Here is a 20545-nt window from a genome sequence, read left to right as displayed (position 1 = left end):
CGTTATCTACCTATCTACCATTAGAGCCTCTTTCAAAATGAGCAGCTTGCCAAAGAGCGTCCAAGGCAAGGCCTCCGATCTTTAAATCCTAACCAATCAGTCGGAGCAGTTGATCGGCAAACAGGGTAATGACTCCGAACATCAAATGAAGTGATACCTTGGCGTGTCCTTTGACCATGACGTTGTTGGCGCCGAAGTCTTCTTTCAATCGACTGTTTGCCCGCTCCGCGCTCGATCTGATTTTGTAACGTTCTGCCTGGTGAGGCGCCATGGGAACAACTTCCTTACATCGGCCATTTTTCTCTGTGATCATGACATGATTGTATTCCCGGCTGATCTGTTCGATTCTTGCCGCATCATATGCCGCATCCATCAGATCGTACAGGTAGATTACCTTCCTACTGGTCAGCTTTATCAGTGGAATCGCTACCTGGCTGTCATGTAGCGAAGCAGAGGTGACTAGGAGCTTGTCCGAGAATAACGACTTAAAGCAGAGTCCGTTGCGCAGCCTAACCATAAAAAGAGTAGCGTAGAATGCCGCCAAGAGAGATTAAGAGGAATATGCACATACAAAATCTCATGGAAGAGATTTTCGCCTAAATCTCGGTCAATTCCAACTCATTATGCCATATTTGCCACTAAATTCCCTGATTCCGAACGTACCACTCCTCTCAAAATGGCTTTCATTATCTTTTTAAGGTTATGTACAGTACACACGAGGGAGAATTCACCACTTGTTTTTCCATGCCCTCTGACGCTGAATCCTCGGAAGCCGGTGTTCTTTATCTGGCCGAACACCGGCTCCACAATTACTTTTCGTTTCTTGTAAATTTCTTTGGAGGATTTTTCCTCCATTTTGGCATTCATCTGTTGACGTAACGGCTCTTTGTCGTCCGTGTTTATGGTTCTGGCTTCGCCTTTGGCTGATTTACAACACCTGCTTTTATAGTCACAATCGGCACAAACATCTGGGGAACCCTGGTATGTCTTTTTGCCGGCTTTAGATTCATTTTTAAGCTCCAGGATTTGCCCACCGGGACATGTAAAGCAGTCATCCTGTGCATTATAGATAAAATCTGCTTTTGTGAGGTTACGGTTCGAGTCGTCCAAGGAGACCTTGTTCTTCTTCTCTCCTTTGTCGGTAGCAACATATGCATCAAGCTCAGGGACGGTTAAGGCCTCAAGATTATCTCCTGACATATAGCCATTATCAGCACTCAGTTTGGATGGCAGAGTGCCGGTTGTTTCCTGCATATTTCTCAGGGCAGGCTCAACCTCATTTTTGTCGTTCGCATTCAGGCTGAGATGTTGCGCAACAATAATCTGGTTGTCTTCGTCTACACAGATCTGCCCATTGTACTGATAATCAAAGCTGCCATTTTTGCCCATTATGCGAGCTTCTTTATCTGCAAAACTGATTTGCTTCTTGCCCTCAATTTCTTGGCCGGGATGGATTGATGCTTCGCGTTTCTCCAAAGCTTCCTTGGCTGCTTGTATTTGCTTGAGTCTCTCTTCTTTATGCTTTAAATCTTCAGGAATTTCATAGCCGGTTTGTTCTTTATATTCCTTGTCTTCTTCCTCATCGCACCTATTGGCTTTTTCGATAAGGGAGTCTACTTCCGCCATTAATTCCTTCTCTTTTTCTTTGAGACGATTGTAGCTCATAGCTTTATGTTTAGAGGAATTGGCCTTGAATTTTGAGCCGTCCAAGCTCACATGGCCAAGAGATGCAAGCCCCAATTCCATTGCCAACAGAACACTTTGCTTAAAGCATTCATTGAAATAAGCGGCGTTGTTTTTCCTGAAATCGCTTATCACCCGGAAATTGGGGCAATTCATCTCGCTGATATACATAAAAGACAGGTCTTCATTACATCTTCTCTCTATTTGTCTTGAGCTAAAAACGCCGTGATTATAGGCATATACCAGGATCGAGATAATCAACAGGGGATGATAGGCATTTTGCCCTTTCTGGCTGTACTGACTTTCCAAACTGGTGGTGTCAAGCTGTTTGAATATGTCTTTATACAGGTAGCATTCATGATCATCAGGTAGCAGATCAAAAATATTGCTTGGAAACAGCAGTCGCTGATTGAACTCTATCGGACTTTTCTTGAAGGGAATCGACATGGAAAACCTCTCTCTTATTTGAATAGAGGCAATTTACCATAAAAACAGAGAAAAACAAACAATTACAATGAAATTACATCATGTTATGACATAAAAACAGGCACTTTATTTAAGCTGTATCCATTGAGCTCGAACCGTCATGCTAACCCGAACATCTCACCAAGGGCATTCTCGGACAGCCTCCTAGAATACGTACGATCTTCCAAATCTAGCCTGTCAACCTATATGGCTCTACTCTGGACAGTCCCTATGGCGTCTTTTAATGACAATGAGGTAAACCCCCGGCTATGTCGGTGGCTATAGACATCATGCTTGTGCGCCAATCGCAGCTTGTGCTTCTTACAGGGCGTCCTGCTTAAGTTCCTGGGCAGGAAGCCCCTATCGGGCAAAGCTTAACCAGCAGCCCGTGTAGAGTCTTGCGCGGCTTGCGGAGTAGGAAGATTGGATATTGGCGCTGATCTGCTTTTGTACGAAGCGAACCATATTGGGTGCCTTGTGCGAGAAAACCGCACGCTGGATCTGTGAAGGGGCAGTCGGGAAACCGGCCTCCTGCCCCGATTGGATTTTTTGAGATAAAGAAGATTCTACCGGCCCCAACAAATCAATTTTAAAGGAGTGAGAAATGGAAACAAGTAATGAGTTGACAACAAAAACACCTGACCAAAAATTTTGTTCGGATTGTGGAAAAATAATTAAAGAAAGGGGGTAGTCGGTTAGCTCCTCTCCCCTTGACTTCGGCTCCCATTATAGCCGAAAGTCACGTCAGCTTCAGTCACCGGCGGGGTAACCACGGCTTGCTCCATAAGCCGACGAAATACAAGCCCCCGGCTGCGGGATGTACGGCGGTTGAAGCGAAATGTAAATTCTTCCAAGTAGGCCTGGAGATGACCGGGTACAAAAGATCCCTGATGAGTTCCCAAAATCCAGCGTTTGAGGAGGCTTGCTACACGATGCACACCTGGCATCGAAACATGCGCAGGGTCATCCGATGAGGAAAGCACAGTCCTTTCATGTACGTACTCGTGCTTGAACAATCCATTGTATCCTTTCCAGCCGTCTGTGCGAACAGTTGCCTTCTCGGCTACAACGTCACTGATGAAAGGCTGGAGATAAGCAAAAGAGGCTTCTGGAATATGACGCATTCTAATTCGCCCAAAACCTTTAGGTTTCTTGATCTCGACAGCTATCACAACAATAGACTTAGTGGCTCCGCGGCCGCGCTTGCCGCCCTGCACGACGCCACCAAGGAGTGCCTCGTCAACTTCGACAATACCCGACAACTGCCCCCGCTCACTACGCACCATCGATACCCGGTATCGTTGGAGAATCGCCCAAGCCGTCCGGTAACTGGTACCCAGCGTTCGTTCCAAAGTTTTTGCCGAAAGGCCATTTTTGGCGGTTGCAAGGTGCCATGCGGCTTCAAACCAAGTTGTCAGTGGCGTTCTCGTTTTTTTTCAGAATCGTGCCAACCGTCACGGATGTTTGATGACGACATGCCGGACAGACCAAACGACCACGTGTTTGTCGCCACGGATCCCCAAGAGTCATGCATGCAGGGCAATGAAAACCATCTGGCCACCGCAAGTGCTCCAAGTAGGCAGCGCATGCACTGTCGTCAGGAAAATGTTGCACAAATTCGCGATAAGTGTTTGGGAAGTCGCCTCCTGCTGTCATATATGACAAAGTAACACAAGAGGAGCTAACCGACTACCCCATTTAAAGAAAATGGCTATGAATGAAACTCAGCATTCTTGATCGGAACATGAGCAAGGCATGCGTTGAGTAAACGTAACGGGAGTTCCGGTTCCCAAAACCTCCGGTTGAAGCGATAGCAAAATTCGTCAAGATATTCCTGAAGATGCTGGGAAGAAACACCATGGAAAGTTCCGTTGATGAATTTCTTCATGTTGCCGATCATGATGTGAACCAGTGGCAACCAAATTTTGGCCTCTTCAGGAGGTGTCACTCTCTTTTGGTGCTTATGCTGCTTACCGATAATGTTCATCGCCGGAAACGCATCCGTTTTCACAGTCTGGTCAGTGCGAAGGTGTCTGGCAAGAAATTGCTTTACACTGTTTTTGGATACGCTGTCTATAGCTTCCATGGCGATGAATCCGGCCCCTTTTTCACGAGTTTCAACCGCCACAAGTACAGGTCGTTTACCCTCGGCACCACGACCTCTCTTGCCGGCGCGTTTGCCACCGACAAAAGTATCGTCCAACTCAATCAGGTTGGCGAGTCGGTAGATGCTGTCCCGGTCGGCCATCGCTTTTCTGATCTTGCCGAGCATAGTGTAGGCGGTGATCCAGGAAACGCCGAGGAGTTTGGATGCGCGAAGAGCGGAAATGCCGCCTTTGTCGGAGGCCATGAGATAAATGGCCCAAAACCATTTGACCAGGGGAATTTTGGTCGCATGAAACAGAGTGCCGGCCGTTACCGAAACTTGATGACGACACTGGGTGCATTGATACACGTGGCGCGAAGAAACATAATACGCTTTCATCCCACCACATGCAGTACACTGAAATCCATTGGGCCATCGTATTTTGATGAGAGCTTTGGCACAGGAGCTTTCCGTACCGTACCGTTTTGGAAAAAGGGGGACACCTTACCTATTAATCCTTGATGATGCACTCTTTCGGTTGTAACCTCAACCCATGCCAAGAATAGCACGCATCATAGCCCCCGGTGTTCCGCACCACGTGACCCAGCGGGGCAATCGACGGATGGAGACCTTCTTCTGTGACGAGGATTACCGGCTGTATCTGGCTCTGATGGCTGAGTGGTGCCGAAAATTCCAGGTCGATATCTGGGCGTATTGTCTGATGCCCAATCATATTCATCTGATCGCCGTTCCGGAAACGGAGGATGGCTTGCGGCGGGCGATTGGCGAAGCGCACCGTCGATATTCCGCGACGATCAACCGCCGGCAACGGTGGACGGGGCATCTGTGGCAGGGGCGATTCTCGTCGTTTCCGATGGATGAACAGTATCTTCTTGCAGCGGCAAGATACATAGAGATGAATCCGGTACGGGCACATCTCACTCCGAATCCATACGCCTGGAAATGGAGCAGTGCCATGGCGCACCGTGAGGGAAAGGACGATATTCTCGTGCAGGCCGCTCCGCTGCTGCAACTAGCGGGAGCATGGAGCGTGTTCCTGTCTGATGCCGACGACGAAGATGCGGAGAAAATCCGCTGCCATGAACGGACCGGACGAGCTTTAGGCGGCGAATCGTTTCTTGATTCGCTCGAGAGTTCACTGCAGCGAATTGTTAAACCGAGAAAGGCCGGTCGTAAAAAGATGTCTGGGAAATAGGTAAGGTGTCCCTGTATTTCAAACTTCCCTTCACGCAAGGAGCACGCACAATGGCAAGGAACGATTCTTTTAAAGCTCTAGTGGTTGAGAAACGAGAAAACGAACTGGTTGCATCCTTGAAACAGTTGACCGTAGCAGACCTGCCTGACGAAGATGTTTTGATCCAGGTCGACTATTCAACCCTCAATTATAAAGAAGGATTGGGATTTGCAAACCGGAACAAAATATTTCGCATCTTTCCAATCGTGCCGGGGGTGGATTTGGCGGGAAAGGTGGTTGCATCAAAATCTCCTGCATTCAATCCGGGCGATAAAGTCATCCTCAATGGCTGGAGCGTTGGAGAGCGATACTGGGGTGGATATTCTCAGATGGCCAGGATCAAATCCGATTTTCTCATTCATCTCCCACAGGGGATGGACACGAAAAAGGCCATGTACATCGGTACCGCCGGTTACACCGCCATGCTCATGGTCATGACCCTGGAAGAAGCCGGGGTAACACCGGGCAGCGGTCCGATCCTGGTCACCGGTGCCACCGGCGGGGTGGGTGGCACCGCGGTGGCCATTCTCAATAAGCTGGGGTACGAGGTAACGGCGCTCACCCGCTCTCGGCAACCCTCTATTCACGAGTATCTGCAAAAAATTGGTGCCAGGGAGGTTGTCTGCGGGGAAGAATGGACCAGGCCTCCGGCACCACTGGAAAGCCAGAAATGGGCAGGCGCCATCGATACTATCGGCAGCATGGTCCTTGCAAGAATTCTGGCGGAGATGAAATATGGCGGCTGCGTGGCGGCATGCGGGCTGGCGGCCGGTTTTGACCTGCCGACAACGGTCATGCCTTTTATTTTGCGAGGGGTGAGCCTGCGAGGGGTTGATTCGGTGAGCTGCCCGACACCGCGGAGAAAAGCCGCGTGGGAGCGATTGGTGACCGATATCACGGATGAAGCCCTGGCAACCATCAATACCGTCATACCATTGGCGGAAGTGCCCCGATACGCCAAGGAACTCCTGGCGGGGAACATCACCGGTCATGTCGTGGTCGATGTCAACGCGTAAAAGAGCTGTCGAGAACTATCCTTACAGACAACAAAAGGAGGAAATATGGGTACAGTAGCCGCGGGAACCAGAATTCCGTGTCGTGTCGGCAGGACCCTCGACAAGGGGGATTTTTCCATACTGCATCAGCTCACCTGGTTCAACATGGCGGTACACAGCAATGCCGAATATGCCAGGAATACCTGGTTCAAGGAGCGCTCACTGGCCGGCCCCCTTATTTTTACCGTGGTTGATGGCCTGATCCATCATGCCGATACGATTGCCGAACTGCTCGCCGGAGACGGCTATGAAATTTATGCCTACATCGGCGTGGACAATATGAAAATTACCTCTCCGGTTGTGTTTGGCGACACCCTCCGCGCTGAAGCCGAAGTCGTTGACCTTCGTCCTACCAAAAATCCGGAACGATTCCTGTTTATTTACAAAAACAAAGGGTTTAATCAGCGTGATCAACAGGTGATTGAATACCAGACAACGATGATGGTGACCAGAATGGCCTGATCGTAGATTACCGGCAGTATCCGGCGCTGATGGCCGAGTGGTGCCGAAAATTCCAGGTCTACATCTGGGCGTATGATCTGATCCCCAGTCAATTCACCTGATTGCTTTTCTGGAAACGGAAGATGGCTATCGTCGGAGGATTTTCCTGTGTTCGCATTTTGTTGTTGTCAAATACCAACGGGTGAGAGTTATGGCAAAAATTACGATTGATCCCGGGGCCGCGTTTCTCTATCCGATGCCGATGGTACTTGTCGGCTCTGTTGTCGACGGCAAGGCCAACTTCATGGCCGTCGGCTGGGTGTCGCGGGTCAATTACAAACCACCGCTGTTTGCGATCGCCCTGGGCCCGCACCATACCAATAAAGGCATCGACGCCAACCGGGAATTCAGCATCAACATCCCTGATATTTCGCTGATCGAGAAGGCTGATTACTGCGGCATGGTTTCCGGCGGCAAGAGCGATAAATCGGATCTCTTCAAGGTGTTCTTCGGGAGCCTGGGCCATGCCCCGCTGATCGAGGAGTGCCCGGTCGGGATGTCGTTGTCGCTGTTTGATACGGTCAAACTGCCGTTCAATACACTGTATATCGGGGAAGTGAAAGAGGTGTTCACCGAAGAACGGTATCTGACGGACAAGGTCGTGGATATCAGCAAGCTCAATCCGTTCACCCTGTCGATGCCGGACAACCAGTATTGGGCGGTCGGTGAGAAGCTCGGCAGGGCGTGGAATATCGGGAAACGATTGAAACAATAAACGGTTCGGCAGGCGACGAACCAGTGTGGTGATCGCATCGTTCCGCCGAACTGTCGTGGGGCATCATAGAAGGGCAGTATGCCGCCTCACGGGCGCACCGCCCGGACATGCCCCTTTGGTTGGATCGCTTTGATGTACCGGTATTGGGGGCCGCAGGCGTAATCGATCTCCCAGTGGCCGGGAGAGGTCTTGCCCCGATCATCGACAAGCCAGAAATCACCCCGCATGTTCATGGCACAGTCGGTGTTCTTTTTCCAGAAAAAGATCCTGGCGAGGTTGAACATCTCCGCCTTGGTGGGCAGACGCCAATCGCCGTAGCCTCCCAGTTGCAGATCGGCGGCATAGCGTTCGGCCTCCCGGGCGCTGGAGAACCTGCTTTTTTTGTCGACCTGCCACATCTTTCCCGATCGCACCTCCTGACAGATCTCCTTGCCCTGGGACCGGAGCTGGCCTTTTTCCTCCCGTCCATGCGAAACGGCTGCGCTTCCGATCACCATACAGGCAAAAAGACAGGAAAGCAGCGTTCGATGTGTCATGGCGGACCTCCTCCGTGGCGTGGCCATCGCTGACCGGCGGTGGTCGAGTCGGGAAGGGGCGGCCATCGTCATTGATCATCTGGCCGTCGATCCGGCTGTTGCAATGTCCCCGCGCTATCATTTATTATCGGGGACTCGCCGCCCGAAGTCAAATACGACGAGCGGCGAGATTGATATATGTATATGAAATATATATATAAGATAAAATAGAGTGGTGTCCGCAGGCGGCCATGACGGTTGCGACAGGGCCTCCAGCCGATGGCCTGATTATCAACTGCTCTCCAGTATCGGGAACAGCCGAAAGCGGGGCGTGGCCACTGCACCATTGACAATCGCGCTCAAAAATATCACATCTGTACTCAAACGAGGAACGGTGGTGCCAAACGGCGGCAGCCGCTCCTGCCGCAGGTCATGCACCGATACAACCACTCTGTGTGAGGAGAATACGCTCCATGGATGTAACCAAGTTTGCCATCCCCGAGATCATCTTCGGCCGGGGAAGTCTGAACTATGCCGGCCAGTGCGCCCTGCGCCTGGGGGCCAGGAAGGTCTTTCTGGTCAGCGACAGCGGGATCGAAAAGGCCGGATGGGTGCAGCGGCTGATGGACATCCTCAAAAAGGAGGGGATCGAATGGGTCTATTACCCGGGGGTGAGTTCCAATCCCCGTGACTTTCAGGTGGAGCAGGGCGCCCGGTTCTACCGCGAAAACGGAGCCGATGTGATCATCGCCATCGGCGGCGGCAGCTCGATGGATACCGCCAAGGGGGTGGCGATCATCGCCAGCAACGGCGGCCGGATCAGGGACTACGAAGGGGCGAACCGGGTCAACCGGCCGCTGCCGCCGATGGTCCTGATCACCACGACCGCCGGCAGCGGTTCGGATATCTCCCAGTTCTGCATCATCACCGATGTCGAGCGGGCGGTGAAGATGTCGATCATCACCCGCACCCTGGTCCCCAATATCTCCATCGTCGATCCGCTGATTCTCGAGACCAAGAGCGAGACCCTGATCATCCAGTCCGCCGTCGACGCCCTGGCCCATGCCATCGAGGCGTATATCTCGACGATTTCCTCAGAGTTTACCTGCATGCATTCGCTGAAGGCCATCGATCTCATCCTCCGCTATCTGCCTCGGGCGGTGGAGACCCGCTCGATGGATTTCCTGGAAAAACTGAGCATCGCCTCGACCGCCGCCTCGATGGCCTTCAGCAACGCCAGTCTCGGCGCCGAGCACGCCCTGGCCCATTCCCTGGGCGGCCATTTCGACATGCGGCACGGGGTCATCCACCCGATCCTGCTGACCGCGGTCATGCGCTTCAATCTCGATCACGCCGAGACGAAGATGGCCGAGATCGGCCGGGTGGTTCTCGATCGGACGGTCGGTTCGCCCCGGGAGACGGCGCTGGCCGGGATCGACCGGCTCGATGCGTTCTTCGCCTCGTTCGATGTGCCGCAGCGGCTGCGGCAGGTGATCGATGAAGGGGACAGGCAGTACCTCGAGCAGATCTGCCGGATGGCGGTCAACGACGCCTGCAACCTGACCAATCCCCGTCCCGCCTCCTGGCAGGAATTCCTGCAGATCTGCGAAGAGGTGTGGTGATGACTGCCCTGACCACCCTCGAAGACCTGGTCGGCATCGAGCACTGCAAGCTGGGGTTTTACCAGGAACTGCAGCAGAAGGTCGAACAGCTGAAGACCTCCAACCAGGAACTGGAGAAAAAACGCCGCGAGATCCAGGCGGTGCTCGACGGCATCACCGACCTGATGGTGGTGCTGTCGGAAGACCTGCGGATCCAGCAGGTCAACCATGTGTTCACCGAGTGGTTTCCCGGCATCGACCCCATCGGTCGCACCTGCCATGAGGTGTTCCGCGGCAGCAGCCGCCGCTGCGACGACTGCCCGGCCCTCCGCTCGCTCGATCTCGGCCAGATCGTCAAGGATCTCTGCATCTATAAGGTGGATAACAAGTTCCGGCACTTCGAGATCATCGCCTCGCCGCTGAAGCTGTCGCCCACCGGCGAGCGCAGCGTGCTGGTGTTCAAGCGCGATGTCACCCGGGAAAAAGAGTTCCAGGCCCAGTTCTACCAGGCCGAGAAGATGGCGACGATCGGCGCCCTGGCCGCGGGGGTGGCCCATGAGATCAACAACCCGCTGACCGCCATCAGCGGCTTCGCCGAAGGCCTGCGGCGCCGGCTCGGTCGCATCCAGGACCGGGTGGAACCGGAGACATATGCCGATTTCAGGGAATATACCGACACCATCGTCAAGGAGTGCCGCCGCTGCCGCGACATCGTCCAGACGATGCTGACCTTCAGCCGGCCGGTGACCTCCAGCCTCTGGCCGGTCGATCTGAACCGCTGCGTCAACGACACCCTGTTCCTGCTCAAGCATCATTTCAAGGAGCGGCGCGGGATTACGGTTCATACCTCCCTGCCCCAGGACCTGCCGAAGATCATGGGCGACGAGTCGCAGCTGAAGCAGGTGATCATCAACCTGGTCACCAACGCCTTCGATGCCAGCAGCGAGGGCGGGCAGATCGACATCATCACCCGGGCCCGCACCGGAGGCGGGGTCGAGCTGACCGTCAAGGATACCGGGTGCGGCATCCCCGTGGATGTCCAGGATAAACTGTTCGAGCCGTTTTTCACCACCAAGCCGGTGGGCAAGGGCGTCGGAATCGGGCTGTCGACCTGTTACGCCATCGTCAAGCACCATCGGGGCGAGATAACGGTCACGAGCGAGGAGGGCCGGGGGGCCTCGTTCAAGGTGTCCCTGCCGGGGATCGAGGTGTAGGGCCCATGCAGCCGATCGACAGCGAGAAGTACAGCATCCTCGTCATCGATGACGAGGAACCGATCCGCCGGCTCCTGCTCAAGGAGCTGGCCAACGACCGGCGCAGTGTGGTGGTGGCTGCCGACGCCGCCACCGCCATGGCGATGATCCGCAAACAGTGGTTCGATGTCATTATCATGGACCTGCGCCTGCCGGATGTGCATGATCTCGACCTGCTGATCAAAATCAAGGAGCAGGTGCTCCATGTCGAGGTGGTGATGATCACCGGCCACGGCGATATCGACAGCGCGGTCGAGGCGATGAAGCTCGGCGCCTGCGATTTCATCCGCAAGCCGTTCAACCTCGAGCAGCTCGACCTGGTGGTGGAGAAGGCCCACCAACGGGTGCTGCTGGCCCGCGAAAACCGGATCCTGCGTCATACCAGCGGTCTCGAGCAAAAGCAGGTGCAATTCATCGGCAACTCCAAGGCTGTCGCCGAGATCCGGTTTCTCATCAACAAGGTGGCCCCGGCGAGGATCCCGGTGCTGATCACCGGCGATTCCGGGGTCGGCAAGGATGTGGTGGCCCGGCTGATCCATCAGCGTTCGACCTGCGCCGCCAGCCCGATGATCATCAAGAACTGCGCCTCGCTGCAGAAGGAACTGGCCCGCAGCGAGCTGTTCGGCCATATGAAGGGGTCATTCACCGGCGCCACCGAATCGCGTGAGGGGCTGATGGCCTTTGCCCATGACAGCACCCTGTTCCTCGATGAAATCGGCGAGCTGCCGCTCGAGGTCCAGGCCTCCCTGCTCAGGGTGCTGGAGACCCAGACCTTCCGGCGGGTCGGGGAGAAGGAGGAGCGGACGGTCAATATCCGCTTCCTGTTCGCCACCAACCGCAATCTTGCCGAGGAGGTCGAACACGGCCGTTTCAACGAGGCCTTCTTCCACCGCATCAACGCATTCACCATCCGGATCCCCGCCCTGCGTGAGCGGAAGGAGGATCTGCCGCTGCTGGTCAACTATTTTCTCACCCGGCTCAGTCCCGACAACACCGCTTACCGCATCGTCGACACGGCCATGGACTGCATTCTCCGCTACTCCTGGCCGGGCAACGTCCGCGAACTGCGCAACGTCATCGAGCGGTCGATCATCCTCGCCGAGAACACTATCATCACCGAGCGCTGTCTGCCCCGGGAACTGGTTTCCGCCGCGGAAGAGGTGCAGTCGGCCCTCACCCTGGAATCGGTCGAGAAGAATCATATCCTCAAAATTCTCAATCTCTACGACGGCAACCGCCAGAAAACCGCGGAAACCCTGGGCGTCAGCCGCAAGACCCTCTACCGCAAGCTGGCTCAGTACGCCCTGGAATGAAGGCCGGCCATCCGCCCGGCAGGGAACTGTGACATTTTGACCCATTTTCCCCCGGCGTTTGTTTCCTTCTGACCCGCCCCGACGTAACCCATCGGTATCTTGTATTTTTCATGAGATTATCCCCGGACGTACAGTATTTTTGCCGGGAATTCGGTTCTCCGAGGGACAATATGACGTATCATTTGGGTAGATCATACATCTAAATAATTGATATTACAGTGTATTGAAATTGGCACGCGAATTGCTATAGTATCACTGTCCAGCCTAAGGATCCAGGCCGGGCACCACACAGATTGAAACAAACCACAATCGAACAACGGAGGTTTCACCATGGCTATTCGCGAAGAAGTATACGGTTATTTCATTCCCAGCGTCACCCTGATCGGCATCGGCGCCGCCAAGCAGATCCCGTCCAAGATCAAGGCCCTCGGCGGCACCAAACCGCTGATCGTCACCGACAAGGGGATCACCGGAGCCGGCATCACCAAGCAGATCACCGACCTGCTCGACGAGGCGGGGATGAAGTATGTGGTCTACGACGAAACCATTCCCAACCCGACCGACACCAACGTCCACGCCGGCGTCGAAGTATACAAGAAGAACGGCTGCGACAGCCTGATCACCCTCGGCGGCGGTTCCTCCCATGACTGCGGCAAGGGCGTCGGTCTGGTGATCGCCAACGGCGGCAAGATCCATGACTTCGAGGGCGTCGACAAATCCTCCAAACCGATGCCTCCCTACCTGGCCGTCAATACCACCGCCGGCACCGCCTCGGAGATGACCCGCTTCTGCATCATCACCGACACCTCCCGCCACGTGAAGATGGCGATCGTCGACTGGCGCGTCACCCCCGGCATCGCCGTGGACGATCCGCTGCTGATGATGGGCATGCCGCCGGCATTGACCGCCGCCACCGGCATGGATGCGCTGACCCACGCGGTGGAGGCCTATGTCTCGACCATCGCCACGCCGATGACCGACTCGGCGGCCGAGAAGGCGATCGAGCTGATCGCCACCCACCTCCGTCCGGCGGTGGCCAACGGCAGCGACATCGTCGCCCGCGAAGGGATGTGCTACGCCCAGTATCTCGCCGGCATGGCGTTCAACAACGCCAGCCTCGGTCATGTCCATGCGATGGCCCACCAGCTCGGCGGCTTCTATGATCTGCCGCACGGCGAGTGCAATGCCATCCTGCTGCCCCATGTCTGCCGCTTCAACCTGATTGCCAAGATGGAGCGCTTCGTCAAGATCGCCAGGCTGATGGGCGAGAATGTCGAAGGCTTCTCCCCCCGCGATGCGGCCGAACTGGCACTGAAGGCAATCCAGAAGCTGTCGACCGATATCGGTATCCCCGCCGGTCTGATCGAGCTCGGCAAGCGCTATGGCAAGGATGTCAAGGCCGAGGATATCGCCACGATGACCGGCAACGCCCAGAAGGATGCCTGCGGTCTGACCAATCCGCGCTGTCCGAAGGACGCCGACGTCATGGCCATCTACACGGCAGCCCTTTAATATACAGCGGCGCTGCCACGGTGCTGGAGCATGGACAACGTGCTCCGGCACCGGCCTATCCACACCCGGTTGAGTTGAATATTCTGTAGAGAAAAGGTTTTTTGCAAAATGAATTGCTGCTGCAGGTTCTGTCGATTCGACCCGATCCTGTCGATTCGACCCGATCCTGTCGATTCGACCCGATCCTGTCGATTCGACCCGATCCTGTCAGTTCGACCCGATCCTGTCATTTCGACCGCAGGGAGAAATCTCATCGTCCGGAAAACCGAGATTTCTCGCTATCGCTCGAAATGACAACATACATTATGTCGGTCCTCCGAGATACGAGAGGGACATACGGTATTGGTCTGTCATTCTGCAAAGGGCTCGAAAAAAATAGTGTGAACCACAAGGCGAAGTTCAGCGCCTGGACATATCCCCGCTGAGGGTTTGAAATTTATTGAGGAAATACGCAATGGCCGACAAAATTTTTCGTGTCAACATGACCGATCTGAGCGCCGTGATCGAAGAGGTCCCGGCGGCATGGATGGGACTCGGCGGCCGGGGATTGACATCCACGGTGATCGCCGCCGAAGTGGAACCGACCTGCCACCCCCTCGGGGTCGGCAACAAACTGGTGATCGCGCCGGGCCTGCTCTCCGGCACCCAGGCCGCCAATTCCGGCCGTCTGTCCTGCGGCGCCAAGAGCCCGCTGACCGGCACCATCAAGGAGGCCAACTCCGGTGGTACCGCCGCCCAGCTGCTGGCCCGGTTGGGGGTCAAGGCGCTGATCATCGAAGGCAAGCCGCAATCCGACACCTGGTACGGACTGCAGGTGACCGCCGCCGGGGTGACGATCACCGCCGAGGCGGAACTGATCGGCAAGGGCAATTACGAGGTGGTCCAGATCCTGAATGCGAGGCTGGGTGAGAAATTCGGGGTGATCTCCATCGGTCCGGCCGGCGAGATGAAGATGACCGCCGCCAACATCTCGGTCAAGGACCCGGGCTCGCGGATCCGTTCCTGCGGCCGCGGCGGACTCGGGGCGGTGATGGGTTCCAAGGGAATCAAGTTCATCGCGATCGAGGCCAGCGAGGCCAAGGTCGAGATCGCCCGGCCCGAGGATTTCCTCGCCGCCAGCCGGGCCTTCGCCAAGGCCCTCATCGACAACCCCATCAGCCAGGCCCTGGGCCAGTACGGCACCAATGTCCTGGTCAATATCATCAACGAGGCCGGCGGCCTGCCGACCCGGAACTTCACCTCCGGCCAGTTTGCCGGTCACGAGAAGATCTCCGGCGAGACCATGTACGACACCATCGTCGCCCGGGACGGCAAGCCGAAGCACAACTGCCATCCGGGGTGCGTCATCAACTGCTCGCAGCTCTACAACAACAGAGACAAGAAATACCTGACCTCGGGCTTTGAGTACGAGTCGATCTGGGCCATGGGGGCCAATTGCTGCGTCGACGATCTCGACCATATCGCCGAGGCCGACCATATCATGGACGATCTCGGGCTCGACACCATCGAGACCTCGGTGGCCTTCGGGGTGGCGATGGAGGCGGGGGTGCTGCCGTTCGGCGACGGCGCCGAGGTCTGCCGGATGCTGCGCGAGGAGGTCGGCCGGGGCACCGGCATCGGCCGGATCATCGGCGGCGGCGCCGGCGCCGTCGGCCGGGCCTTCGGCATCACCCGTGTGCCGACCGTCAAGAACCAGGCCATTCCCGCCTACGATCCGCGGGCGATCAAGGGAATCGGGATCACCTACGCCACCTCGACCCAGGGGGCGGACCACACCATGGGCTACACCATCGCCACCAATATCCTCGGGGTCGGCGGCAAGCTCGATCCGCTCAGCAACGAGGGTCAGGTCGAGCTGTCGCGCAATCTCCAGATCGCCACCGCCGCCATCGACTCGACCGGGATGTGCCTGTTCATCGCCTTCGCCGCCCTCGATGACGCCAACTGCCTGCCGGCGCTGATCGACATGATCAACGCCCGGTTCGGCATCGCCCTGACGGCCGACGACGTCACCAACCTCGGCAAGACGATCCTCAAGATCGAACGGGCCTTCAACCTGGCCGCCGGTTTTACCAGCCACGACGACCGGCTGCCGGAGTTCTTCCGCACCGAGCCGATCGCCCCGCACAACGTGGTGTGGGATATCGACAACGCCGCCATCGATTCCTTCTGGAATTTCTGATCCCGGTCAACGGGACAGGCGTCCATGCGAGATGATTTTTCCGGAACGTAACGGGAGAATCATCTCCGTGACGCCCCGGCGGGGGAGGCGGGACGTCGAGAAAACGCGGTTTTCCCTGCCGGCGGCGGCTCACGCCACCGGGGCCGGATCAGATGATCAGATAGGTGCCGGTGCCGGCGGCGATCAGCAGGTCTTGGTCGTTCACCAATTCGGTCCGGATCACCGCGACCTTGTTGCCCCGGCGCAGGACCGAGCCCGTGGCGATAAAGTACTCGCCCGTGCCCCGGCGCAGATAATCGACCCGCATGTCGATGGTGCCGGCCCGGGCGAAGCGTTTGGCCAGTTCGTCGGGCGGCACCGCTCCCAGGTGCTTCACCAGTTCGGCAAAGGCGATGAGGCCGCCGGTCAGGTCGAGGACCGCCGAGATGACGCCGCCATGGAGAATCCGGCGGACGAAATTGCCGATCAACTCCTCCCGCATATCAATCCTGACCCGGACATCGTCCGGGGTCAGGCTGACGATGCGGATGCCGAGCAGGCGATGAAAGGGCATCCGATTCTGGTAGGTTTCCCCCAGCTGGTTCAGCATGTCCTGCAGGTCCGTTTTCTTTTCCATCTTTCTCCTTTTTCTCCAGACTGCGATGACCACCGGCGGGTGACCCGGGTCGCGACGTTTTTCGGTTACCGCCCTAGCGGACGACCAGGACCGAGCAGGGGGCCGTCTGCAGAACCCGGTGGGTGACGCTGCCGACGACCAGGCTCGCCAGGTTGCTCAGGCCGCGCGACCCCATGACGATCAGATCGCACTTTTCGATTTCGGCGATGTCGGTGATCCTTTTGGCCGCCGGTTCTTCCATGATCCGGTCCTCGAAGGGGATATTCTCGACCGCGAGGCGCTGCAGGAACGGGGTCACCACTTTTTCGCTCTCATCCAGGATCTTGACGATTTCCCTGTTGCGGTAGGGTTCGCCGAGGATCGCCGGGAATTTTTCGTGGCAGTAGACGAAGAGGATCATTGCGCCCATCAGTCTGGCGTATTCGATCGCGGTCTCGAGCACTTTCGCCGAGTGGTCGGAACCGTCGACCGCCAGCAGGATTTTTTTCATCGCATCGCTCCGTTGGGTTTAAAGGTTTGAGAATCGGGCGGGAAGAGCGGGTTGCGGGATGGTTGCTCGCGAGCCGGATTGTAGCAGAAGGATTCGATCTTCTCAATCCCCGGCGCCGCAGCAGGGGGATTCGGCACCGCTTGTGCCGGCCGGCTACTGCATGATCTTGTTCGACCAGTGGACCGCGAACTTGACCAGCCCGGTGAAGTGCTTGAGTTTCAGCTTCTCCTTGAGATTTTCGCGGTAGGTGCCGATGGTCTTGATGCTGAGGTGCAGGCGGTCGGCGATTTCCTTGGTTGAACAGCCCTCGCCGATCAGGCGCAGAACCTCGAGCTCGCGATTGGTGAGAATGTCCAGCGGCGACCGGTTGTCGCCGGCATGCTGCGAGGTCAGCCGCTTGAACACTTTCTCCTTGACGGTGATGCTGGCGTAGATGTCGCCGCCGAGGATGTGGCGGATCGCCTCGACGACCTTGTGGATCGCCTCCTGCTTCATGATATAGCCGCTGGCCCCGGCCATCAGCGCCCGCTCGGCGTAGAGCGATTCGTCGTACATCGACAGCACCAGCATCGGCAGGCCCTCGTGCGATTTCTTGATCTCCTGGACCAGATCGATGCCGTTGCCGTCCTTCAGCGAGATGTCGACCACCACCAGGTCCGGCTTGAGGTCGTCGATCGCGGCGCAGGCCTTCTTCATCGACTCGACACTGCCGCAGACCTCGAGATCCTCTTCCTTGTTGATCAATTCGCTCATGCCGAGACAGAAGATCGGGTGGTCGTCGATGATCAGAATCCTGCTTTTCTTGCGCGGAGGCATCGTGCTCCTCAGCCGTTGATGTTGTCGGGTTCGTCTTCCGGGGTCTTCAAGACGACATGGACGGTCGTTCCGGCATCCTCGGCGCTGGTGATCTCCAGGAAGGCGCCGATGGCCAGGACCCGGTATTTCATCAGCTGCATGCCGATCCCCATTCCGCCCCGGCGCTCGCCGATCCCCCGGCCGTTATCGGTGATCCGCAGGTGGATGTAGCCTTCCTTTCTGGTCAGCGAGATGTTGATGGCCGTGGCGGCGGCGTGCTTCACCGCATTGTTCACTGCTTCTTGTACGATATAATAGAGGTGTGTCGCAAGGGTGTTGTTGGTGAAGGTGAGAGATTCGTCACCTTTGAAGGTGCAGCGGATGTCGGCCGTCATCCGGGTGTGGTCGGCGATTTCGCCCAGTGCCGACTGCAGGCCGTAGGAAACCAGGTGGACGGGGCAGAGTCCCCGGGCCAGACCGCGGGCCTTGGCGGTGGCCTCGTCGATCAGCTCGATGATCTTTTCCGCCAGGAAGACGGCCTTGCCGTTCTCGTCGCCGATCGTCGCCTTCAGCGCCGAGGCCAGGCCGCCGATGCCGATCAGGTGCGGACAGAGATCGTCATGGAGGTCCTGGCCGATGGTCTGGCGGATATTGTCGCCGATATCCATCAGCAGGTTGGTCAACCGCTTTTGTTCGGTGACGTCGCGGAGGATGATGACGCTGCCGGCAGGTTTCCGGTTGTGGTCCCGGAATGCCGCCCCGCTGATGCTGACGGAGCGGATGTCGCCGGATTTGGTGTAGCGCTGGGTCTCGGTGGCCGGCAGGATCCCGCCGTTCTTGATGGTGTTGATCATCACCGTGGTCTCCGGCCAGTTTTCTTCCGGCACGAAGTGGTCCATCCGGTGACCGAGGCACTCCTCCAGGCGCCAGCCGAAGACCGATTCGAAGGCGGGATTGAAATAGGTCACCTTTCCTTCCATGTCGTAGATGACGATCGGATCGGCAGCCGATTCCATCACCGAGCGATAGCGCTGCTCGTTTTCGCGCAGGCTGTTTTCGGTCTCCCGGCGGACCTCTATCTGCCGTGTCAGGTTGCTGCTGTAGTCGGTGAGCTGTTCCATGAAGCGGTTGAAGTAACCGGCGAGCTGACCGATCTCATCGCTGGCGGCCGTCGTCATCCGCAGGCTGAAATCGCCGCGGCTGGCATTGTCGAAGTGGTTCATCAACCGCTGCAGGGGAGTGGTGATCGAGTTGCTGAGCTTCACGGTCAGCGTCAGGATCAGGATCAGCGTGATGACGAAGGTCGCCAGGGTCAGGCTGCCGATGGTCTTCAGCGGTCCGAAGAATTCGTCGTGGTAGCTGGCGGCGGCGACGATCCAGTCATAATCGTCGATATAGGTGAAGATGCACAGCTTGTCGCGAGCCCTGGTCTCGCCGGGGTTCTTCCACGGATAGACGATCTGGCCGTTTTTTTCCTTGAGGATCGTGGTCAGCGCCTCGTTGGGTATCCCCGCGTGGGTCAGGATGTTGGCCCCCTCGAGCTTCGGGTGGATGATCGCATTGCCCTTGCTGTCGAGGATGAAGGCGTAGCCGGTCTGGCCGAATTTGAGGTCGAGGACGCTCTTCTTGAAATCGTCGACATTGACCAGCCCCTTGAACTCCTCCCGGTAGGCGGATACCGAGATGATCCAGTCCCATGGCTCGAAGTGGACCATGTACAGGGCCTTCGGCCGGGCCGCCGGATCATCGGGATTTTTCCAGTCGTATTCGAGGTAACCGCGTTTCTTCGTCTGCAGATCGCGGACGAAGGAATACTCCGAGACATCGCTGCCGAGCACGGCCTTCTGCGGATGGACGACGACGATGCCATTGCCGTCGAGACAGTAGATGTACCCGGACTTGCCGACGGTCTGGCTGTGGAGGATGGCGGCGGCCCGTTCCTTCGCCTCCGCCTCGCTCAGCAGCCCGCGCTGCTGAGCGCGATAGAACGTGTCGACGATCTCGAGGTTTTTTTCGGCGATGCCGCGCAGGTAGTTTTTGATCGAAGCGGTGGCGGCGTTGCCCACCAGGTTGTTGATCGAGGTCGTGGTGTTGTGCAGTTCGCTCTCGATGTTGGTCGTGATCGTGTCGCGGACGATCACATAGACGGTGGCGAAACCGATGGACAGCGACAGGATGAAGAGCAGCGAGTAGGAAAAGAGGAGCTTGTTCCGAATCCGTGTGCCTGCAAACATATGTCCTCCCTCCACTACCTGTGGCCGCTTTCCCCTGCCGCCGGCGGACCGCCGGCGATCGTCAGGGGCCGCAAGCGCTGGAACAACCTCCGGCAAACGCGGTAAGAGTATCTGTAACAGAAATCGTTGGAGCGGGAAAGCGGCGATCGTCCTCCCGCCTTCATGGCCGTCCCGGGCCTGCGGGATCGAGGGAAAAACCGGGTGCCGCAGGATGATCGCGACGGCGGGCAAGGGGAAAAACGGTGGCGATGCAGCGGAAAAGAATGAAGGGTCC

The 20545-nt window shown here is 56.8% G+C and carries 16 protein-coding genes and 2 pseudogenes; 9 read left to right on the top strand and 9 right to left on the bottom strand.

From position 1 onward, the window contains the following. Window positions 1-88 precede the first annotated feature (88 nt). The 4 genes and pseudogenes from ACWGKN_RS08560 to ACWGKN_RS08545 all read right to left on the bottom strand — a co-directional run. Entirely contained in the window at window positions 89-517 is a 429-nt protein-coding gene (locus ACWGKN_RS08560; protein WP_452095037.1) for a transposase, read from the bottom strand. A 104-nt stretch (window positions 518-621) separates the two neighbouring features. Beyond that, entirely contained in the window at window positions 622-2130 is a 1509-nt protein-coding gene (locus ACWGKN_RS08555) for an IS1182 family transposase (protein WP_452095000.1), read from the bottom strand. Window positions 2131-2843: 713 nt separating this feature from the next. Next, window positions 2844-3804 (bottom strand): annotated as a pseudogene (locus ACWGKN_RS08550) (IS1595 family transposase). 55 nt (window positions 3805-3859) lie between these two features. Then, window positions 3860-4720 (bottom strand): annotated as a pseudogene (locus ACWGKN_RS08545) (IS1595 family transposase); the annotation flags it as partial. Window positions 4721-4787: 67 nt separating this feature from the next. On the opposite strand from ACWGKN_RS08545, the gene ACWGKN_RS08540 reads away from it, so the two are divergent. The 4 genes from ACWGKN_RS08540 to ACWGKN_RS08525 all read left to right on the top strand — a co-directional run bounded on the left by ACWGKN_RS08540 (window position 4788) and on the right by ACWGKN_RS08525 (window position 7760). Beyond that, a complete protein-coding gene (locus ACWGKN_RS08540) occupies window positions 4788-5450 on the top strand; it encodes a transposase (protein WP_035228094.1) in 663 nt (220 codons plus the stop codon). Between the two features lie 50 nt (window positions 5451-5500). Continuing rightward, window positions 5501-6505, top strand: coding sequence for an MDR family oxidoreductase (locus tag ACWGKN_RS08535; RefSeq protein WP_035228092.1), 1005 nt, complete (start codon window positions 5501-5503; stop codon window positions 6503-6505). A 45-nt stretch (window positions 6506-6550) separates the two neighbouring features. Next, entirely contained in the window at window positions 6551-7006 is a 456-nt protein-coding gene (locus ACWGKN_RS08530) for a hotdog family protein (RefSeq protein WP_035228089.1), read from the top strand. A gap of 190 nt (window positions 7007-7196) precedes the next feature. Then, the gene (locus ACWGKN_RS08525) at window positions 7197-7760 is read left to right on the top strand and encodes a flavin reductase family protein (RefSeq protein WP_035228087.1); all 564 of its coding nucleotides are present in this window, start codon (window positions 7197-7199) and stop codon (window positions 7758-7760) included. Window positions 7761-7846: 86 nt separating this feature from the next. Here the strand turns inward: ACWGKN_RS08525 and ACWGKN_RS08520 are convergent, their stop codons facing one another. Continuing rightward, on the bottom strand, window positions 7847-8296 hold the full coding sequence (locus ACWGKN_RS08520; protein WP_035228085.1) for an Lcl domain-containing protein: 450 nt from the start codon (window positions 8294-8296) through the stop codon (window positions 7847-7849). Window positions 8297-8748: 452 nt separating this feature from the next. On the opposite strand from ACWGKN_RS08520, the gene ACWGKN_RS08515 reads away from it, so the two are divergent. From ACWGKN_RS08515 to ACWGKN_RS08495, 5 genes are all read left to right on the top strand, one after another. Beyond that, window positions 8749-9897 carry an iron-containing alcohol dehydrogenase gene (locus tag ACWGKN_RS08515; protein WP_035228082.1) on the top strand — a complete coding sequence of 383 codons (1149 nt, stop codon included), beginning with the start codon at window positions 8749-8751 and terminating at the stop codon, window positions 9895-9897. Next, the gene (locus ACWGKN_RS08510; protein WP_424254971.1) at window positions 9897-11090 is read left to right on the top strand and encodes a two-component system sensor histidine kinase NtrB; all 1194 of its coding nucleotides are present in this window, start codon (window positions 9897-9899) and stop codon (window positions 11088-11090) included. The genes ACWGKN_RS08515 and ACWGKN_RS08510 overlap by 1 nt, the downstream gene beginning before the upstream one ends. Window positions 11091-11095: 5 nt before the next feature. Continuing rightward, window positions 11096-12442 (top strand): sigma-54-dependent transcriptional regulator, encoded by a 1347-nt coding sequence (locus ACWGKN_RS08505; protein ID WP_452095036.1) that lies wholly within the window; start codon window positions 11096-11098, stop codon window positions 12440-12442. 330 nt (window positions 12443-12772) lie between these two features. After that, the gene (locus ACWGKN_RS08500; protein WP_035228076.1) at window positions 12773-13954 is read left to right on the top strand and encodes an iron-containing alcohol dehydrogenase; all 1182 of its coding nucleotides are present in this window, start codon (window positions 12773-12775) and stop codon (window positions 13952-13954) included. Window positions 13955-14408: 454 nt separating this feature from the next. Beyond that, window positions 14409-16136, top strand: coding sequence for an aldehyde ferredoxin oxidoreductase C-terminal domain-containing protein (locus tag ACWGKN_RS08495; RefSeq protein WP_035228074.1), 1728 nt, complete (start codon window positions 14409-14411; stop codon window positions 16134-16136). A gap of 148 nt (window positions 16137-16284) precedes the next feature. On the opposite strand, the gene ACWGKN_RS08490 is transcribed toward ACWGKN_RS08495, so the two are convergent. The 4 genes from ACWGKN_RS08490 to ACWGKN_RS08475 all read right to left on the bottom strand — a co-directional run bounded on the left by ACWGKN_RS08490 (window position 16285) and on the right by ACWGKN_RS08475 (window position 20271). After that, entirely contained in the window at window positions 16285-16752 is a 468-nt protein-coding gene (locus tag ACWGKN_RS08490; RefSeq protein ID WP_035228073.1) for a thioesterase family protein, read from the bottom strand. Between the two features lie 73 nt (window positions 16753-16825). Beyond that, window positions 16826-17242, bottom strand: a complete 417-nt coding sequence (locus ACWGKN_RS08485) for a universal stress protein (protein WP_035228070.1) — start codon at window positions 17240-17242, stop codon at window positions 16826-16828. A 153-nt stretch (window positions 17243-17395) separates the two neighbouring features. After that, complete coding sequence (locus tag ACWGKN_RS08480; protein WP_035228068.1) at window positions 17396-18058, bottom strand: response regulator transcription factor; 663 nt, start codon at window positions 18056-18058, stop codon at window positions 17396-17398. A gap of 8 nt (window positions 18059-18066) precedes the next feature. Next, window positions 18067-20271 carry a cache domain-containing protein gene (locus tag ACWGKN_RS08475; RefSeq protein WP_052159795.1) on the bottom strand — a complete coding sequence of 735 codons (2205 nt, stop codon included), beginning with the start codon at window positions 20269-20271 and terminating at the stop codon, window positions 18067-18069. Window positions 20272-20545 lie beyond the last annotated feature (274 nt).

The sequence above is a fragment of the Desulfoprunum sp. genome, assembly GCF_053613775.1.
This window is presented reverse-complemented; position numbering and strand designations above follow the sequence as displayed.

Coding starts and splice junctions, on each gene's coding strand:
- ACWGKN_RS08560 (WP_452095037.1), bottom strand. CDS start 517: ATGGTTAGGCTGCGCAACGGACTCTGCTTTAAGTCGTTATTCTCGGAC.
- ACWGKN_RS08555 (WP_452095000.1), bottom strand. CDS start 2,130: ATGTCGATTCCCTTCAAGAAAAGTCCGATAGAGTTCAATCAGCGACTG.
- ACWGKN_RS08540 (WP_035228094.1), top strand. CDS start 4,788: ATGCCAAGAATAGCACGCATCATAGCCCCCGGTGTTCCGCACCACGTG.
- ACWGKN_RS08535 (WP_035228092.1), top strand. CDS start 5,501: ATGGCAAGGAACGATTCTTTTAAAGCTCTAGTGGTTGAGAAACGAGAA.
- ACWGKN_RS08530 (WP_035228089.1), top strand. CDS start 6,551: ATGGGTACAGTAGCCGCGGGAACCAGAATTCCGTGTCGTGTCGGCAGG.
- ACWGKN_RS08525 (WP_035228087.1), top strand. CDS start 7,197: ATGGCAAAAATTACGATTGATCCCGGGGCCGCGTTTCTCTATCCGATG.
- ACWGKN_RS08520 (WP_035228085.1), bottom strand. CDS start 8,296: ATGACACATCGAACGCTGCTTTCCTGTCTTTTTGCCTGTATGGTGATC.
- ACWGKN_RS08515 (WP_035228082.1), top strand. CDS start 8,749: ATGGATGTAACCAAGTTTGCCATCCCCGAGATCATCTTCGGCCGGGGA.
- ACWGKN_RS08510 (WP_424254971.1), top strand. CDS start 9,897: ATGACTGCCCTGACCACCCTCGAAGACCTGGTCGGCATCGAGCACTGC.
- ACWGKN_RS08505 (WP_452095036.1), top strand. CDS start 11,096: ATGCAGCCGATCGACAGCGAGAAGTACAGCATCCTCGTCATCGATGAC.
- ACWGKN_RS08500 (WP_035228076.1), top strand. CDS start 12,773: ATGGCTATTCGCGAAGAAGTATACGGTTATTTCATTCCCAGCGTCACC.
- ACWGKN_RS08495 (WP_035228074.1), top strand. CDS start 14,409: ATGGCCGACAAAATTTTTCGTGTCAACATGACCGATCTGAGCGCCGTG.
- ACWGKN_RS08490 (WP_035228073.1), bottom strand. CDS start 16,752: ATGGAAAAGAAAACGGACCTGCAGGACATGCTGAACCAGCTGGGGGAA.
- ACWGKN_RS08485 (WP_035228070.1), bottom strand. CDS start 17,242: ATGAAAAAAATCCTGCTGGCGGTCGACGGTTCCGACCACTCGGCGAAA.
- ACWGKN_RS08480 (WP_035228068.1), bottom strand. CDS start 18,058: ATGCCTCCGCGCAAGAAAAGCAGGATTCTGATCATCGACGACCACCCG.
- ACWGKN_RS08475 (WP_052159795.1), bottom strand. CDS start 20,271: ATGTTTGCAGGCACACGGATTCGGAACAAGCTCCTCTTTTCCTACTCG.